At 65.4% G+C, this 17219-nt stretch carries 13 protein-coding genes, 2 tRNA genes and 1 pseudogene; 10 read left to right on the forward strand and 6 right to left on the reverse strand.

Features of this window, described 5'->3' with window-relative positions; all coding sequences use genetic code 11:
- Window positions 1-10 precede the first annotated feature (10 nt).
- On the forward strand, window positions 11-1252 hold the full coding sequence (locus tag B2747_RS11550) for an MFS transporter (RefSeq protein ID WP_291160754.1): 1242 nt from the start codon (window positions 11-13) through the stop codon (window positions 1250-1252).
- On the opposite strand, the gene rnz is transcribed toward B2747_RS11550, so the two are convergent.
- A complete protein-coding gene (rnz, locus tag B2747_RS11555) occupies window positions 1233-2186 on the reverse strand; it encodes a ribonuclease Z (protein WP_291160758.1) in 954 nt (317 codons plus the stop codon). The genes B2747_RS11550 and rnz overlap by 20 nt on opposite strands.
- A gap of 234 nt (window positions 2187-2420) precedes the next feature.
- Here rnz and B2747_RS20155 point away from each other — a divergent pair.
- Window positions 2421-2648 (forward strand): annotated as a pseudogene (locus B2747_RS20155) (KGG domain-containing protein); the annotation flags it as partial.
- Window positions 2649-3489: 841 nt separating this feature from the next.
- Here the strand turns inward: B2747_RS20155 and B2747_RS11565 are convergent.
- Window positions 3490-4506, reverse strand: coding sequence for a threonine ammonia-lyase (locus B2747_RS11565; protein WP_291160764.1), 1017 nt, complete (start codon window positions 4504-4506; stop codon window positions 3490-3492).
- A gap of 34 nt (window positions 4507-4540) precedes the next feature.
- Window positions 4541-6010, reverse strand: a complete 1470-nt coding sequence (locus tag B2747_RS11570) for a deoxyribodipyrimidine photo-lyase (RefSeq protein WP_291160767.1) — start codon at window positions 6008-6010, stop codon at window positions 4541-4543.
- Window positions 6011-6193: 183 nt separating this feature from the next.
- Here B2747_RS11570 and B2747_RS11575 point away from each other — a divergent pair.
- Window positions 6194-6266 (forward strand) — tRNA-Ala (locus B2747_RS11575).
- A gap of 236 nt (window positions 6267-6502) precedes the next feature.
- Here B2747_RS11575 and B2747_RS11580 read toward each other — a convergent pair.
- Window positions 6503-7840, reverse strand: coding sequence for a hypothetical protein (locus tag B2747_RS11580; protein ID WP_291160769.1), 1338 nt, complete (start codon window positions 7838-7840; stop codon window positions 6503-6505).
- A 154-nt stretch (window positions 7841-7994) separates the two neighbouring features.
- Here B2747_RS11580 and B2747_RS11585 point away from each other — a divergent pair, with 154 nt between their 5' ends.
- The 3 genes from B2747_RS11585 (at window position 7995) to B2747_RS11595 (ending at window position 10456) form a co-directional block, all read left to right on the forward strand.
- Window positions 7995-9707 carry a glutamine--tRNA ligase/YqeY domain fusion protein gene (locus tag B2747_RS11585; protein ID WP_343125897.1) on the forward strand — a complete coding sequence of 571 codons (1713 nt, stop codon included), beginning with the start codon at window positions 7995-7997 and terminating at the stop codon, window positions 9705-9707.
- Window positions 9708-9712: 5 nt separating this feature from the next.
- The gene (locus B2747_RS11590; protein ID WP_291160774.1) at window positions 9713-10303 is read left to right on the forward strand and encodes a Uma2 family endonuclease; all 591 of its coding nucleotides are present in this window, start codon (window positions 9713-9715) and stop codon (window positions 10301-10303) included.
- A gap of 80 nt (window positions 10304-10383) precedes the next feature.
- Window positions 10384-10456, forward strand: a tRNA-Gln gene (locus tag B2747_RS11595).
- Window positions 10457-10989: 533 nt separating this feature from the next.
- Here the strand turns inward: B2747_RS11595 and B2747_RS11600 are convergent.
- Window positions 10990-12093, reverse strand: a complete 1104-nt coding sequence (locus B2747_RS11600; RefSeq protein WP_291160777.1) for a hypothetical protein — start codon at window positions 12091-12093, stop codon at window positions 10990-10992.
- 168 nt (window positions 12094-12261) lie between these two features.
- Here B2747_RS11600 and B2747_RS11605 point away from each other — a divergent pair, with 168 nt between their 5' ends.
- A complete protein-coding gene (locus B2747_RS11605) occupies window positions 12262-12921 on the forward strand; it encodes a Crp/Fnr family transcriptional regulator (RefSeq protein WP_291160780.1) in 660 nt (219 codons plus the stop codon).
- Window positions 12922-12937: 16 nt separating this feature from the next.
- Here B2747_RS11605 and B2747_RS11610 read toward each other — a convergent pair whose 3' ends face one another.
- A complete protein-coding gene (locus B2747_RS11610) occupies window positions 12938-13882 on the reverse strand; it encodes a DUF1259 domain-containing protein (protein ID WP_291160783.1) in 945 nt (314 codons plus the stop codon).
- A gap of 156 nt (window positions 13883-14038) precedes the next feature.
- Between B2747_RS11610 and B2747_RS11615 the strand changes: the two genes are divergently transcribed.
- The 3 genes from B2747_RS11615 to B2747_RS11625 all read left to right on the forward strand — a co-directional run.
- Window positions 14039-16342: a carbohydrate binding family 9 domain-containing protein gene (locus B2747_RS11615; protein ID WP_291160786.1), complete on the forward strand. Its 2304-nt coding sequence runs from the start codon at window positions 14039-14041 to the stop codon at window positions 16340-16342.
- A gap of 41 nt (window positions 16343-16383) precedes the next feature.
- Window positions 16384-16872: a hypothetical protein gene (locus B2747_RS11620; RefSeq protein WP_291160789.1), complete on the forward strand. Its 489-nt coding sequence runs from the start codon at window positions 16384-16386 to the stop codon at window positions 16870-16872.
- A 50-nt stretch (window positions 16873-16922) separates the two neighbouring features.
- Window positions 16923-17219: hypothetical protein (locus B2747_RS11625; RefSeq protein WP_291160792.1), on the forward strand; the 297-nt coding region annotated here is incomplete at its 3' end.

The following is a 17219-nucleotide window of genomic DNA, read 5'->3' on the forward strand; positions in this document are numbered from 1 at the left end:
CTGGCCCCGTATGTCGTCTACTGAAGCACTGCGCATTCCCAATTTCCGACGCTACATCCTCGCGCTGTTCACACTGACCCTGGGCATTCAAATCCAGGGCACGGTGGTGGGGTGGCAGATCTACGACCTCACGCGCGATCCGCTCGCGCTGGGGCTGGTGGGGTTGGCGGAGGCACTGCCGGCCATCAGCATGGCGCTCTACGCGGGCCATGTGGCGGACAACCACGACCGGCGCCGCATTGCACTCATCGCCCTGAGTGTGCTGGTCGGCTGCTCGCTCGCCCTCTGGTGGTTGGCGGCGCCCACGCCGGCCGGACTCGGTGCGCTCACTTCTCCGGCTCGCGTGCGCGCCATCTACGCGGTGATCGTGGTGAGTGGCGTGGCGCGGGCGTTTCTGCAGCCATCACGGCAGGCACTCAGCGCGGAACTCGTGCCGCGCGAGTTGTACAAGAACGCCGTGACCTGGCGCAGCGGTTCGTGGCAGATGGCGGCCGTGCTTGGTCCGGCCCTCGGAGGCCTGCTGTACGCGGCGGGTGGCCTGACGCTCAGCTACGCCGTGGACGCCGCGCTCATGGCGCTGGCGGTGGTGTGGCTGCTGCGTGTGAAGCATCGCTCGCCGGTGCGCGAAACGAGCAACGAACCGATCTCGCGCAGCATCATGGGCGGCCTGCGCTTTGTGTTCGGCGACGCGCTGCTGCTTTCGGCGCTCACACTCGATCTGTTCTCGGTCCTCTTTGGCGGGGCCATTGCGCTGCTGCCGATTTTTGCCGGAGACATTCTGAATGCCGGCCCCACCGGCCTTGGACTCCTGCGGGCCGCACCGGCCGTCGGGGCCGTGGTGTCGAGCGTGCTGCTCACGCGCTTTCCGCCCTTTGCGCACACGGGGCGCAACCTGCTCATGGCCGTGAGCGCCTATGGCCTCTTCACCATTGGCTTCGGGCTCAGTCGCTCATTGCCGCTGTCCGTGGCCATGTTGGTGCTGGCCGGCGCGAGTGACATGGTCAGTGTGGTCATTCGCAGTCTCATGCTGCAGATGCGCACACCCGAGGCCCTGCTGGGACGCGTGTCGAGCGTGAATCAGATCTTCATCGGCAGCTCGAACGAAATCGGCGCCTTTGAAAGCGGCCTGACCGCACGCTGGTGGGGTGCGGTGGCCTCGGTGGTGGTGGGTGGTGTGGCCACGCTCGGTGTCGTGGCCACCGTGGCCTGGCGTGTCCCGTCGCTGCGTCGACTCAAACAGTTGGCGAGCTGAGCGCCGCCGCCAGTTCTTCCGTCAGCGGGATCTCCACTTCGGTGCCGTCCTTGGCCACCTGCGTGGCGGCAAACACCTGACGCGCCTCGCGCTCGAGTTCGCGCGCGTTCTGTGAGTAGCGTGCCGAGATGTGCGTGAGCACCAGCTGCCGCACACCCGCGGCCTTTGCCACCTCGGCGGCTTCACGCGCCGTGCTGTGCCCGGTTTCCAGCGCACGCTGCGCTTCCTCGTCGGCAAAGGTGGCCTCGTGGATGAGCACGTCGGCGTCCTGCGCCGCGGCAATGGTGGCCGCGCAGGGGCGCGTGTCACCCGTCAGCACGATGCGCCGTCCACGACGTGGTTCGCCCACCAGCACCGAGGCCGGGATGATGCGACCGTCCTCGAGCGTGACGGACTCACCGCGATGAATGCGCCCCCAGAGCGGACCCTCCGGAATGCCCAGCTCACGGGCCAGATCGGGGTTGAATCGCCCCTTTCGCTCCTCTTCGATCAATGCATAGCCCAGTGACACCGAGGGCCCGTGCTCAACGGGAAAGGCCTCAATGCGGTACTCACCGCGTGACAGCGAGGCTCCACTGTCGAGCTCGGTTATGTCTATGGGAAATGTGGTGCGCTCGCCACCCAAACTGATGCATTGACGCAACGTCTTGGCCGCTCCACGGGGGGTCCACACCCGCAGCCGCTCCGTTCGCGCCTGGAGGGACAGCGTACGGATGAGTCCGGTAACACCGAGGATGTGGTCGGAGTGCGTGTGCGTAATGAAGAGGTCTTCAAACGCAAACGACACCCCGTAGCGCATCATCTGACGCTGTGTGCCCTCGCCGCAGTCGAAGAGCATGGTCTGCCCTTCCCGAATGATGGCAAGGGAACTGACCCCCCGTTCAACGGTGGGGCGGGAGGCGGCGGTGCCGAGAAAGCGGACGAGCAAAGGCATGGCCCCAATATAGGCGGGTCGGCCGTTGGACCCGGCCCTGAAGCCGGCGTCACCCGCGCCGGAGGGCAGGTGGTGGACTCATGTGGAAACCTCAGCTGCGGGTCAACCTGACTGAGCGGTCCGGCCCGCCCTTTGCAGAGAGATGTGTGTGAGTTCCCTGCGACGACTGCAGGTGCCGCCTGGCGCCGCGCGGCCGCTGCATCAATCGTTCACTTCCGGACGGCCGGGGGGCGTATGACCGGAAAGAGCCGACGCGGATTCGCGTCCATGGACCCCGCGCGACAGCGCGAGATTGCCAGTAAGGGTGGGCGTGCAGCCCACGAGATGGGAACGGCCCACGAGTGGTCGTCGGATGAAGCCCGCGAGGCGGGTCGGAAGGGTGGCGTGACCGTGAGCCGCGACCGCGCGCACATGGCGGCCATTGGTCGCGAGGGGGGCGAGTCGCGTTCGGCAGCGGCGCGCACGGCTCGTACGCAGCAGCCCGTGCGCGGCAGTGAGCGCGGCGGTGAACGCGAAATTCCCATGCCCATTGCTGCACGCAGCGATGCGCGGGGCGATTCGCGGGGCGATTCGCGGGGCGATTCGCGGGCGGATGTCGGCCGCGATCGTGTGCCGGCGGTCCGGCCGGCCATCCCCATCGATCGTGGCAAGACCGAGGGACCACGCGCGTCCACTTGAGTGTTGCTTTCCATTCGTAAGTCGTAGGACAACGGCGCCGAGTTCTCCGTGAGAACCTCGGCGCCGTTGTTTTTCTGGCTGAAGTGGATTCTGCCCGATCCGTGTCATCCGCGACAAGGTAGCTCGACCCAAACGGCCTCTCTCTGCGCCCTCCGTCCCTCCGTCACTCTGCGTGAGCTGTTGACGGTCTGGCTTCTGCACCGACGCTTGTTGCCAAGGCGAGATCGTCAACAGCTCACGCAGAGAAGGGGAGGAAGGGAGGGCGCAGAGAGAACCGGCTCGGGTTGCACAGCCTTGTCGCGGATGACGCGGATTGGGCGGAAACCACACGGATCAATCATGAGAGCCAATCCGTAGACGATCGACCTCTCTGCGCTCTCTGCGGTTCTCTTGCAGTTCTCTGCGTGAGCTGTTGACGGTCTGGCTTCTACACCGACGCTTGTTGCCAAGGCGAGATCGCTAACAGCTCACGGAGATAAGGAAGAAAGGAGGTCGCAGAGAGCAGCTGTCTGGGTTGAACCGCCTTGTCGCGGATGACGCGGATTGGGCGGAAACCACACGGATCAGACATGAGAGCCACTACACACCCGTGCGGGCCCTTTTCTGCTACGGAGTGCGCGTGCAGCTAGGCGGGAAAGCGCGTCGCCAGCGCATCCAATCGTGTGCGGTCGACATTGCGACCGGAGACCAGCGCCACCACCGGTCCATGACTCGAGAATGCCAGCGCTTCCGGCCCGGCGCCATCACGCAACATGCAGCCGTGTTGCAGCGCAGCCACCGTCACGGCGCCCGCGCCTTCCACGGTGAGCCCCAGCGTGCGCTCGAGCCACAGCATGCTCCGTGCGAGATCGTCTTCGCGCACGAGGCCCAGTTGGTCGGCGCAGGTCTGACCGATGTGCAGTGCGTCTTCATCGACCTGCCCGGCGAGGCCATCGGCCAGCGTGGGAGTGACGGGAATGTCCACCACCTGGCCGGCGCGCACGCTCCGGGTCATGGCCGATGTTTCTTCGCTCTGCACCCCGATGACTCGCACCTCTGGGGCGAGACGACGCAGTACGGCGCCCATGCCACCCAGCAAGCCGCCGCCCCCGGTGCAGATGAGCACCGTGCGCACATCGGGACGCTCAGCGAGAATCTCCAGCGCGACGGTGCCCTGTCCGGCCAGCAGGTCGAGCCCGAGACAGGGATTGATGAAGCGCAGCCCCTCGCGCTCCGCGTGCGCCTTGGCCAGCACCATGGCCGCGTCGTAGTCGGGCGCGTCGTCATTGACCACCGCGCCCAGGGCGCGAATACCGTCCTTCTTGACCTGTGGGGCGGTGCTGGGCACATAAAGCATGGCCGGCGCCCCGAACGCCTGCGCGGCAAATGCCACCCCCAGACCATGATTGCCGGCGCTCGAGGCCACCACACCCCGCGATCGATCCTCGGCGCTCATGCGTGAGAGCACGGTGTACGCTCCGCGCACCTTGAATGAGCCGGTGGGGTTCTCCAGTTCGAGCTTGAGCAGCACCTCCACACCCAGCGCCTCGGACAGCGGCGCGCAGGGAACAAGGCGGCTCGGCTTCATGATGGCCTGCAGCCCGGCGGCGGCGGAGTGCACCGATTCGACTGCAGGCAGGATGCGAGGATCGAGCGTGGTCATGCCTGGAATGTACTGTGCGGGCCCATGGCTCTGCCTACAGCAGTCGTGTGCCCTGCACGCGGGCGATGTAGCCTGCCACGTCGAACTTGAGCTTCGCGCGTGACGTGACCATGGGCCGGATGCCACCCCAGATTGGCTTGTTGCCCCAGGGCCGGTCCCAGAGCCCGAGACACCACATGATGCCGCCCACGCTGTTCGGATCCCGTCCGTCGAGCGCGTACTTGTCGTTGAGGTGAAACAGCCAGGCGCGCGCCTGCTCGTACGACTCCGTCCAAAGCAGCACCGTCTTGCCCCAGAGCATGCGCGGATAGTTGTGAATGATGCCCTCGTTCACCAACTCTGTCTGCGCTGCGTTCCACAGGGCGTCGCCCGTGCGCGCCTGCTCCAGCGTGTCGAGGTCATAGAGCACAGGCCGCGGGTCGTTGACGTGCTCCTGCATGGTGCGCTGCACCCATGCGGGCAGGCTGTCCAACTGATCGAAACGCGGCGTGCGGATGCACCAGTTGAACGACAGCTCGCGCCAGGTGGTGACCTGTTGCACGAAGGCGTCGACACTGGCGCGGTCTGCGCCGGACATGCGCGCCGCGCGCACCACTTCAGCGCCTGAGACGTGCCCGAAGTGCAGGTAGGGCGAAAGGCGCGACGTGCCCAGCGCGTCACTGGCTTCGTTGCGATGCGTGTCGTAGCCCGGCAGCGCCTGCTGCACGAAGCGCGAGAGATGCTGCAACGCGGCGCTTCGTCCTCCGGACATGGGTAGCGCCCGCACACTGTGGTCGATCTCGCAGCCGGCCACGGCGGCCGCAATCTCTTCGTCGCTCATGCGCGCGAGCGGCAGCGCGACCAGTCCGCCGCCTTCAGCCACGATAGCACGCAGTGACGCGGCAAGCGACGGGGACACCGCCACGGTGGGCCAGGCCTCAGCCATCGGCTCGAGACTGTGATCGAGCACCTTGGCAATCTTGGGGCGAATGGTGCGGGCGGCGAATTCCGCCTTCTCAAAGAGCCCGCTCGGCACCGAGCACACACTGTCGATGGCCAGCACACGGCAGTCGCAGCGTTCAGCCAGTCGCAGGCTGCGCTCCAGCACACCCGCCGTGGGAAACAGGTCGGTGAACACCACATAGGCTCGCGCGGCGAGGCGATCGACAACCCGCCGATCATCGTCGCGCCGGGCACGCAGCACGAACTGGTAGTGCAGTCCGAGCGATTCAGCGCGGCGTGCCGTCTCACGTGCACCCTGCAGCATGAACGTGTGGTGACGGTCGCTCGCGTGCGGATACGTGGGGTCGAGCCCCTGATGAATGACGAGCGGCAATTGCAGGCGGTTGGCCGTGCGTATCGCTGCGCGCAGCGCCCAGTTCTCGTCGAGGCGATGTGTGGATTGCATCCAGTACAGCACGTACTCGCCGCCTGGGCGATACGTCTTGCCGTTCAGGTCGCGTGTGCGCGGCACGAGTTGGTCGCGCACATAGTCGCTGTCGAGAGCGTGCATCGTCGTCGGCATGGCTGGCGTCATCATACGGGTGCGCAACGCGTGCGCACCAGCGGCGGTGCCCGCGGCACTACCCGCGCCGTGGTTGGTCGGTCATTGCCTACCTTGACACTCGACTGCGACCGGCTAGCTTCCCGTCTGTTACCGGTATGGCCCCGCGCCGTTGGAGCGGGGCCTTTGCTGTCCGGGACATCTGGGGCTGTAGCTCAGCTGGGAGAGCGCTGCATTCGCATTGCAGAGGTCAGGGGTTCGAGCCCCCTCAGCTCCACTTGGTAGGCCGGTTTGCTGGGTAGTTTTCGGCCAAACTGACCGAACTGTGACAGAAAACCCACTGGTGTGACGCCGGAACCCGGTGCATCGTCCAGTGTACAACGAGACAAGCCCGCCGCTGATCCGTAGGACGGAGAGTTCCAAAGACAGCGCGCGTGGCACCTGTGTAACCCCCCGACCGGCAACGGTGCGGGGGGTTCGCTTTTTTCTGTCGGGTGCGCAGCAGGCGCTGGCTCAGGGCCCCGTGTCGCCACCGCCCAGAATGGCCGCACCATCCCGCCGCATGGCCTGCATGAGCTCCACGAAGAGGCGGTTCTCTTCGTCCTCCACTTGGCCAGCAAAATCACTCATGGCGGTGAAGCCCAGGCTGCCGAGAAAGCGCATGATGGCGCTTTCGCGCACATGGGTGTTGAGCACCCGCTCGCTCAGCGTCTGTCCGTCAGGGCCCGTGCGCAGTCCCAATTTGAAATAGGTGCCCGAGCCTTCGAAGGGGCTCTTGATGGCGCTGCTGAGCATCTTCTCGGCAAAGAGCGGCAGATGCCACTTGGGCTCGCGCGTAAAACGCATGGCCCAGGCCCGCTCGCGCGGCGTGTCGATGTGCACGAACTCGCCGTGCAACTCCGTCACACCCACCATCCAGGGGCCAAACTTGGCCAGGGCATCAACACTGATGTTGAGCGTGTCCGGCATGCGCGGCGGTGCACCTGTTGCACTGCGATTGATGGGCAGCAACTCACCACGCAGTGAGCGGAAGCGCATGGTCAGCACCCGGTTCACTGCGCGCGCATCAAACCACTCGGCGCCCGTGTTGTCCGTGAGCCGATAGCGATAGCGCGAGGGCTCCACGTACTTGGCCAGGAAGCGCGCGTACGCGGGAAACCAGGGGCGAATGCCCTCGCTGTCCACACGCATCTGCAACGTGATCAGCGTGGAGCCGTCGTTCTGCGGAACGGTGAAAATCGAGTCGAGTCGCACCATGCGTCCGACCACGGCCATGCTGCGCGGCGATGCGGCACGATAATCCACACGCAGCGCCTGCGCCGGACGCTCGGCGCTGGCAAAGAGTGCCTTGATCATGTCCTCCATGCGACCCGGCGGCATGCTGCCCACGTGATGCTCCACGGCCGTCTGCCAGGTCCAGAGATCACTGGCTCGCTGTGTGAGGCTGATGTCGTGGCGTTGATCGCCAAGCCGCGAGGGTACGGGCAAGTTGCTGCCGGCCTCGAACACGTAGCGATTGCCCACGAAGCGACCCTGATATTCCACGCGTCGCTCGGCCCCGCTGCGGCTGGTGCGCAAACCCGTCCACACCGAGGTGTCGCCCACCACCTTGGATGGCGCGAAGGCGTAACGCGCCATGCGCAGACGTGACTGCTGCACCTTGCGGCTGCGCGTGACGTTGGTGAAACGGTACTCGAACCCGGTCGTGAGCCCGTCGAGGTTGGCGCGGGCGGTGGCCGGGTCGCTGCCGGCGGCCAGGGCCGCCCCACGGCAGCCCGTCGTGCCGACCAATACCGCGGCCAGCCCCAGCGCGAGGGCAGGGCGTCGGGCGAACCGGAGAGAAATGGGCATGAAGTAGAAGTACGCCACTCGACGCCATGTATACCAGCGGGGTTTAGATTGCATGGTCATCCTTACCCGTACACTCGTGTCCGAAACTCCGAATTCCGTTTCGTCCCCGCTGCCGACGCCGTCTGTGACGCCGCCGGCAGTCCCGTCAGCAGAGCTGCCCGCCGACGCGAGCGCTGCCGCTGGCCCTGGCGCTGCGCCACGCCGCGATTTCATTCGCGAAATGGTGGCGGAGGACGTGGCCACCGGTCGCTTTGGCCGTGCACCCGCCACGCGTTTCCCGCCGGAGCCCAACGGCTTCCTGCACATGGGACACGCCAAGTCCATCTGCCTCAACTTCGGCATCGCGAAGGAGTTTGGCGGCACCTGCAATCTGCGATTCGACGACACGAATCCGGCCACGGAAGACATTCGCTACGTCGAGTCCATCAAGCGCGACGTGCAGTGGCTTGGGTTCCAGTGGGACGGCGAGTACTACGCCTCGGACTATTTCGAGAAGCTATACGAAATCGCCGAGTCGCTGGTGCTGCGTGGCAAGGCCTACGTGGACGACCAGAACGAGGAGCAGATCCGCACCAACCGCGGCACCGTCACCTCGCCGGGCACGCCGAGTCCCTGGCGTGATCGGTCACCCGAGGAGAATCTCGACCTGCTGCGTCGCATGAAGGCGGGTGAGTTCCCCGACGGGTCGCGTGTGCTGCGCGCAAAAATCGACATGGCGCATCCCAACATGGTGATGCGTGATCCGCTGCTGCTGCGCATTCGGCACGCGCATCACTATCGGCGCGGCAACGACTGGTGCATCTACCCGCTCTATGACTTCGCCCATGGTCTGAGTGACGCCATCGAGGGCATCACGCGTTCGCTGTGCACACTGGAGTTCAAGGACGCGCGCGACATCTACGACTGGCTGGTGCACGAGGCGGGGTATGTGAATCCGCCCACGCAGATCGAGTTCGCGCGACTCGAGCTCGACTATACTGTGCTGAGCAAGCGCAAGCTGCTGCGGCTGGTGAACGAGGGGCACGTGAAGGGCTGGGATGATCCGCGCATGCCCACCATTGCCGGCATGCGTCGGCGTGGCGTGCGGCCCGAGGCCATTCGTGCCTTCGCCGAGGTCATTGGTGTGGCGCGCAAGGACGCGCGGGTGGAGTACGCCACCTACGAGCATGCGGTGCGCAACGACCTCAACATGGAAGTGCCGCGTCGTCTCTGTGTGCTCAACCCGCTCAAGGTGGTGCTCACCAACTACCCCGAAGGCCAGGTCGAGCAGCTCGAGGCGCAGGACTATCCGCACGACGTGCCCAAGACCGGTTCGCGCACGGTGCCGTTCTCACGCGAGCTGTATGTGGACCGCGACGACTTCATGGAGGATCCGCCGAAGAAGTTCTATCGGCTGGCGCCGGGCCGTGAAGTGCGCCTGCGTTTCGGCTATCTCATTACCTGCAACGAGGTGGTGAAGAACGAGGCGGGCGAGGTGGTGGAGCTGCGCTGCACCTACGATCCCGCCACGCGCAGCGGCAACGCGCCCGATGGCCGCAAGGTGCAGGGCACCATTCACTGGGTCAGCGCACCACACGCGGCGAGCGTGGAAGTGCGTCTCTACGATCGCCTCTTCACGCAGCCCGACCCGGATCAGGTGCCTGAGGGGCAGGACTTCCTGAGTGTGCTCAACCCGGAGTCGCTGGTGGTCATTCCTGACGCCAAGGCGGAACCGAGCGTGCTGAACGACCCGTTGGGGTCGCGCTACCAGTTCGAGCGCGTGGGCTATTTCTACGCTGAGCCGGAGGACAGCACGAGCGAGAAGCGGGTATTCAATCGCATCGTGGGGTTGCGCGACAGTTGGGCGAAGGAAGTGAAGAAGGGGTGAAGGGTATGCCCGCCACATCACCCCGTCTCTGGACGGTTGAGGAGGTTCAGGCTCTGCAGGAGCATGACCCGCACCACCGGTATGAGGTGGTGGACGGGGAACTGCTTGTGAGCCCGTCACCGAGGCGTTCACATCAGCGTGCAGTGACCCATTTGCTGCGCGTGCTGAGTGAGTACGCGGAACGGAGCGGGCTAGGTGAGGCACTGACCTCGCCCAGTGACGTGTTCTACGATGAGCAAACCTCCGTGCAGCCGGACGTCTTCGTTATCCCCCTTGTGAACGGGCGGCCTGCCACGGACGAAATGGTGATGCGTCCGATGCTCGTGGTCGAGGTGCTCTCCCCTAGCACGGCTCGATATGATCGGCTGACCAAGCGTCGGTTCTATCAGCGGATGAAGTTTGAGTATTGGATCGTTGATCTCGATTCGGAGCTTATCGAGCGATGGACACCGGAGGCCGAGCGCCCGGAGATCTGCGCGGATCGGCTCGTATGGCAGCCTGTTGTCTCCGTTGAGCCGCTGGTGCTGGACGTGCCAGCCTATATGCGAAAGGCCCTTGGGGTTGCCGGAGGACAGGGGCCGTCCCATCGGTCCTGAGCCCCCGCTGCCCCTTCCCCTCGAGGCGGGTTCGCCTATATTAGGAGGCTCACCGGTTCCTTGGGCCGGGTGAAGCCAGCTGCCCCTTAGCTCAACTGGCAGAGCGTCTGACTCTGGATCAGAAGGTTCCTGGTTCGACCCCAGGAGGGGCAATACGATAAGGCCGTGTTCCGTAAGCAGTTACGGGATGCGGCTTTTTCGTTCACTTCGGACTCATTGAGGACCACATGCCGTCTGCGTCGATCGTGGGATTGATCCTTCTGTCTGTTCTTGGCGCTGGTGCCGCGCAGGCCCAGCACGTCACCCGTACTGCGCTGGCCTACCGCAGCCTGTCAGAGCCAGGCACGCCGTTTCAGGCGGTCCACGTCCTGGACAGCGTGGCGGTCAAATCGAACAAGACGCGGAACGCGTGGATGGGTATTGCCGTCGGGGCTGCGCTTGGTGGCAGCACCGCATATGTCCTGAGCAAGCGAAGCTGCTCAAACGTGTGTGACGACCCCGCACCGGTCATTGCACCCACGGTCCTTTTCACGATACTTGGCGGCATCGGAGGAGGTACCGTGGTCCATTTGTTCGGTCGGTCGAGGAGGGCACCCGGCGCCAAGGCCCTGAGCGTGTCTCAAGTCGCCTCTCGCAGACTTCGCTGACAAGAGGGCTTGGTGTTTGCTTCGGTGGCCAGCGCCGCCTCAGTGATGCTGGTGACTCCCGCGCATGCTGCCGTTGGCGATGCCCAGATGATGCACCGTGTGATGATCGCCGAGCGTGAGCATGCCCACGAATCCCAGTGCGCGGATGCGCGACTGCATGGTGCGGTCATCGGTGCGCGTCGCACGAATGGTGACGCGCGCGCCGGTCGGTGTGCTGGTCGCGCTCCACGTGAACCCATCAGCGGGTGCGATGGTGGCGCCGTGCGACAGCGCCATGCGACGGATGGCCTCGCGCACGCGACCGGTACCCTGCACGTCGAATACGGCACCGCCTTCCACCGGCGTCATGCGCACCTCGGCGCGCAGGGTCACGTCGTCCATGTCGCGCAGATGCGCACGCAGGGCCTCGAGGTCCACCTTGCTCCAGTCGGTGGTCGGATCGGCGTCGAGCAGCCGTACAATCTCCGCGATGGTGGCAAAGGCCTCCTGCCCGGCGCGGGTGGGGCGGGCCGATGCGGTGGCGGTCGGCGGTTCATGCGTCATACCCGGCTGATGCGTCATGCCCGGCATGTGCTGCATAGCTGATGGCGCTGACGCTGGCGCTGACGCTGGCGCTGACGCTGGCGCTCGCTCCGCGGCCGCCATCGCGCCGCCGTGCATGGCCGCCATGCCGCGCTTCACGAGCTCCGTGATCTCCGCGGCGTGCTGCTGCAGCAAGGCCACGGTGGCCGGGTCGTCGGATGTCTCCACGACCTCCATACCCTTGGCGGTCGCCTGGGCCTGTCGGACAATCTTCTTGCCGTTCTGCAGCACTCCGCGCAGCGCCGGTGTGGACATGGGCAGGTTCGGATCGTGACCCGCCGCCACGAACGCGCCCGTCATGGTCACGTGACGCTGAATCTGCGTCACCATGGTCGGGTCGTCGGACTCCGTGACTGTGCGTACGCCGTTGGGCAGGTTGACCACCGTGCGACGCAGCTTGTCGTGGTTGACCATGAGCTGGTGCACCACCTGCATGACTTCGGCGGTAGTGGAGTCCCGGTGCATCATGCCGCGGCCCTGCGCGGGCAGCGCGGCAGCGCCAAGGCCCAGAGCGCAGGTGGCCCAGCCAACAACACGCGTGACCTGACGATCGAAACGCATGATCGGATCTCCCGGATAACGGACAGAAGCAGGGAGTTTGGCGCCCAGGATGCGAGCGTCTGTCTGGAGCATACTGGCGACCGACCGTTTCCGAAGAGACTTTGGTCACATCCGAAACATACCGCGCGCCTTCAGGTTGCTCCGTCATCCAATTGCTTACAACTCCACGTGACTCCGCTCGACGAACTCCCGCTGTTTGCTGACCTGTCGCCGGCGACACGTGCCCGGCTCTCGGCCGGCAGTGCCCTGCGCCACTTTCCGGCGGGCGCGACCCTGTTTCGTGCAGGCGATGCGGTAACCGGACTGTACGTCGTGCTCTCCGGACGCGTGCGTGTCGTGCGGTCGCGTGATGGTCGGCAGAGTGTGGTGCATACCGAGGGGGCAGGCGGCACACTGGCGGAGGTGCCGTTGTTTGCAGGTGGCGGGTTGCCGGCCACCGCCATCGCCGATGTGGACGCGCGCTGCCTGCACATTCCGAAAGAGTTGCTCACGCAGGTCATGCGCGACGATCCCGACGTGGCGCAGTTGTTTCTGCGGCGTCTGGCGCTGCGCGTACGTCAGGTGGTTGATCGACTCGACAGTCTGTCCACGCAGTCTGTCACGGGACGTCTTGCCACGCTGCTGCTGGTGCGATCTCACGGCGCCACCGACCGACCGTTCTCACTGGGCATGACGCAGGCGGCAGCAGCCGAAGAACTCGGCACCGTGCGTGAGGTGCTGGTGCGCGCCATCGCCAGTCTGCGCCGCGAGGGGCTGATCGCGCCGGCGGGGCGTGGGCAATTCGTGATTCGAAACGTCGAAGCGCTGAGGCGGCGGGCTAGTGAGTGAGCGTAAATCTGTCGTGCTACAGTTTGGGTCTGATGGCCGTGCTGTCGAGTCCGGCCCTCAACCCTCGCGCGAGCTTGACCGCGTCGTCATGAGCCCAGAAGTGCATGAAAAACAAGCGAGGGTCGTCGTCGAGCATGTGATTGTGCAGGCTCGTCACATCGATGTCATTGGCGCGCAGGGCGCGAATGACACGATTGACCTCGCCAGCTGTCATGACAAAATCACCCGTGATGGCCGCGCGCCCGTTCCCGGTGGGCTGAAAGTTCATGACGGTGCCGAGTCCCATGGCGCCGGGAATGGCATGACCGCCAGACGTGATGGTTTCCGGGCGCGGTGCACTGACCTGATACACGCCGCCGTTGCTGCGACCGACATGACCAAGGGCTGCGGCAATGGCCACTGTATCGAGGTCGACCGGTGCTGCCGGCGAGGGGGCCGGTACTGCTGCCGGTGTGGACGTAAGCGCCACCGCCTCACGTACCGCTTCCGCGATCTGCACCGCGTCGCCCCGCGCGTGCACGTGCATGTACAGAATGCGCGGCGACTCCCGCATGACGTGGTGATGCACCGCCGTCTGTTCCACGCCGCCTTGCTGGAGACGTGACATCACACGGGGGAGCTCCTCCTCGGTCAGCACGAGGTCACCCATGGCCATCACGTCGGTGCCAGTGCCGGTGGCATGCATGGCAATCCATCCGCCCAAGGCCAACGCGGGGCGCAGCACCACATCGCCACGTGCGTCGCGGACGGTGACGCTGAGGTCCGAACGCGGGAAGTTGTAGCGATGCAGTTCGTCCCCCTGGATCACACCAGCCCGGCCCATCGTCGAGTCCACTGCCGGCCAATCCACCGTCGTGGTTTCGGAGGCCGATGGCACGGACGAGTCACCTGGCGTGGGTGGCGCCTCATCAACAGCGCCGCATCCGAGGGCCACGGCCGCGAGGGCTCCCGTGACCATCATAGCAGGCATACGAAGGCTTACAGGTGATGACACGATCATGAGACATGATCCTCGGAGGCGGGAACGGAAGGAGGCATCACAACGCCGCGAAGGGGCTGCGCATTAAGTTAATGCGCCGCCGTCGGCTCCTGTGCCTGCCGTCCTGCTCCCGCTACCATGACCCGCCTCTCGCACTCCATTCTCGGAGCGCTGCTTTCCTCGTTCGTCGTGTGTAGCACGGCTCGATCTGCCGCTGCGCAACTCCCCGTGCAGCCCGCCACGGCGGCCACTGCCGCCCCGCGCCCCACCTTGCGCACAGCACGCAAGACCGCGGCCATCAGGCTCGATGGCCGCCTCGATGAGCCTCTCTGGGCCACGGCCGATTCGATTGCCGATTTTGTGCAATTGGAGCCGGTGCAGGGTGGCCTGCCAACCGGACGCACCGTGGTACGCGTGCTCACCAATGCCGACGAAGTGGTGATTGGTATCCGGGCGGATGACCCCGAACCCTCGCGCATCGTGGCCTTCGCGCGCGAGCGGGACGCCTCGCTGAACAACGAGGATCACTTCAAGGTGGTCGTTGACACATATCGTGACGGGCGTTCCGGCTATGTGTTTGCCGTCAACGCCAACGGCGCCCGCTACGACGCGCTGGTCTCAAACCAAGGCGAGTCGGAAAACGCCAACTGGGATGCCGTTTGGGATGCCGCCGCGACCCGTACGGCGACTGGCTGGTCGGCGGAGTTTGTGATTCCGGTGCAGAGCCTGCAATTCGCCACGGGCCTCTCCACCTGGGGCTTCAATGTGCAGCGTCGCATACAGCGCCATCTGGAGAACATCCGTTGGGCCAGCCCCATCCGCGACATCAAGATCACGCAGACGTCGCGGGCCGGTGAGCTGACGGATTTGCCCGCTTTCAACTTGGGGACGGGCTTGAGCGTGCGCCCCTCGGTCACGGGCGGTTCCGGTGTACCCGCCCCACAGGCGCCACGTCGCGATGAACGGGACCTGAGCTTCGACATCACGCAGGCCATCGGGGCCAATACGCTGGCCTCTCTCACGGTCAACACCGACTTCGCTGAAACAGAGGTGGACTCGCGTCGCACCAATCTCACGCGCTTCCCCATCGTGTTTCCGGAGAAGCGCACATTTTTCCTGCAGGGTGCGGACATCTTCGACTTTGGTTCGGGGACGGGCGACGACATGCGGGCTTTCTTCAGTCGTCGCATCGGATTGCTCAATGGCAACGAGGTCCCCATTCGCGGCGGGCTCAAGGTCACGGGCCGCGGCAACGGCGCCAACGTCGGTGCGCTCGTGCTGCGCACAGGAGACATGAGTGGGCGGGCGTTTGCCGAGGGTACCAGCCCGCCGGGCACGGAGGCTACGCTTGGCGTGCTGCGCTACAAGCAGAATGTGCTGCGTGAGTCGGCCATTGGCGTGCTGGCCGCCTTCGGTGACCCGCTGGAGCGGGCGAACAGTTGGACTGCCGGTGTTGATGCCGTCTACCAGACCTCGCGTTTTCGCGGCAACAAGAATCTCGTGGCAGCCGCGTGGGCCATGCAGACCAATCGCGAGGGACTCGCCGGCGAGCGCTCAGCGTTTGACGCACGGCTGGCCTATCCCAACGACATCTGGGATCTCGGTCTTACGTTCAAGCGCCTCGGAGACGGCTTCGATCCGTCACTGGGCTTTGTGCCACGTCCGGCCGCGCAAATCATTCAACTGACGGCGAACTACATTCCCCGCCCCCGGCGGCGGATCATGGGGATGCGTGTGCGTCAGATGGTCAATGAGTTCCAGCCCCGTGTCGTCACGGATCTCAATGGCACGTGGGAGAGCTACCGGCTGTTCTTTGCGCCAATCAATTGGCGCCTCGAGAGCGGCGACCGGTTTGAGTTCAACTTCAACCCGACCGGTGAACGATTGGTGGCGCCGTTTGCCATCGCGCCCGGCGTCGCGATTCCGGCGGGTTCCTATCACTGGCATCGATTTCGCCTCGAAGGCGGACTGGCGCCCAAGCGGCGCTTCAGCGGACAACTGACCTGGTGGTTCGGGCCGTTCTATACGGGATATCTGGACGAGGTCATTCTGACCAGCGCCTGGAAGCCGTCGCCGCTGATCAACTTCGAGTTCAACATGACGCGCAACATCGGACGGCTGGCGCAGGGCAACTTTACACAAGATCTGTACGGCACGCGCATGCGGGTGAATGTGTCACCCAACCTGCAGTTCAACAGCTACGCGCAGTACGACAATCAGTCGGACACCTTCGGCGCCAACACGCGGTTACGGTGGACCTTCTCCCCGCTCGGCGACCTCTTCGTGGTGTACAACCACAATTTGCGCCATGACATCGACCCGGAGACCGGTCGCCCGTATGCGACCTCGGCCTTGAGTGACCCCACTCGACGCCTCGATCCGCGCTGGGGCTTTGCCTCCAATCAGTTGCTGGTGAAGGTGCAGTACGCGTTTCGGTACTGACCCCTTCCCCCGGCACCCAAATGGCAGTGTACATTACAGGCGTGTCTCGGCTCCGTTGGTCCCGTTGGACCGCTTTCCTTCTGGCGCTGGTTGCCTGCCTCACGTCGCCCGGTCTTGCCCTGGCGCACGGTGTCGCGCACGCCCATGCTGCCGAGGCGCATCACGAAGAGCGGCGCAACGGCGGTCACGAGCAGGTGGCGCAGCCCGAGCCCGACCACGCGCACGAGCTTGCTGGCCATCAAGGCCACGACGCCCCGGTGCCAGTGCACTCCGGAGACGACGTCCCGGTGCTGAGCGGCCCGGAACACGGTCACCAGCACGATCACGTCCGTGTGGAATCAGCCTCTGCCGTCCGCAGCGATACGCGTGACGGCATGGACGCGCCAGTAGTGAGTGCGCCGGTCGACGCGGCGCTTCCGTCGGAGACGCTCTCGTTGGCTCCGCCTACTCGCTGGGATGCCGCGGCGCTGGCGCGTCCCGCACCGGACTCGGGACCACCACCCACCCTGCGAGCCCCTCCGACCCGCTGACCTCGACACCGCGGTCGTGCGCCATCTGCGCACGTCTGCGCGGTGCGTCGGTGGTCGCGTCCAACGCGACCGTCCCCGAGGGACGCGGCTCGCGCATTCGGCCGGTGCCGCAACGCCTTCGGGAACGTCAGCCCCTCGTTCTCGTGGTCACGTCGTATCGTTGGCGCCGGTATCTGCCTGCCGCCGCCGTCTGCCTGCTGTGCGTCCCCTTGGCCGCGGTCACCGCGCAAGAGCGCGCTGAACGCGTCGCGGCGTTGGATTTGGAGCGTGCGCGCGCAGCGGCCCTCCGAATCGATCCCACCGTTCGTTCGGCGCGCGAGGCGGTTAGCAGGATGCTGAAAAAGCTG

The organism is Gemmatimonas sp. UBA7669, from assembly GCF_002483225.1.
Taxonomy (GTDB): Bacteria; Gemmatimonadota; Gemmatimonadetes; order Gemmatimonadales; family Gemmatimonadaceae; genus Gemmatimonas.

Excerpts from the sequence above, each read along its gene's own strand:
- B2747_RS11580 (WP_291160769.1), bottom strand. The coding sequence starts at position 7,840 with ATGCCCATTTCTCTCCGGTTCGCCCGACGCCCTGCCCTCGCGCTGGGG.
- B2747_RS11565 (WP_291160764.1), bottom strand. The coding sequence starts at position 4,506 with ATGACCACGCTCGATCCTCGCATCCTGCCTGCAGTCGAATCGGTGCAC.
- B2747_RS11610 (WP_291160783.1), bottom strand. The coding sequence starts at position 13,882 with ATGATGGTCACGGGAGCCCTCGCGGCCGTGGCCCTCGGATGCGGCGCT.
- B2747_RS11590 (WP_291160774.1), top strand. The coding sequence starts at position 9,713 with ATGCCCGCCACATCACCCCGTCTCTGGACGGTTGAGGAGGTTCAGGCT.
- B2747_RS11615 (WP_291160786.1), top strand. The coding sequence starts at position 14,039 with ATGACCCGCCTCTCGCACTCCATTCTCGGAGCGCTGCTTTCCTCGTTC.
- B2747_RS11570 (WP_291160767.1), bottom strand. The coding sequence starts at position 6,010 with ATGCCGACGACGATGCACGCTCTCGACAGCGACTATGTGCGCGACCAA.
- B2747_RS11600 (WP_291160777.1), bottom strand. The coding sequence starts at position 12,093 with ATGCGTTTCGATCGTCAGGTCACGCGTGTTGTTGGCTGGGCCACCTGC.
- B2747_RS11550 (WP_291160754.1), top strand. The coding sequence starts at position 11 with ATGTCGTCTACTGAAGCACTGCGCATTCCCAATTTCCGACGCTACATC.
- rnz (WP_291160758.1), bottom strand. The coding sequence starts at position 2,186 with ATGCCTTTGCTCGTCCGCTTTCTCGGCACCGCCGCCTCCCGCCCCACC.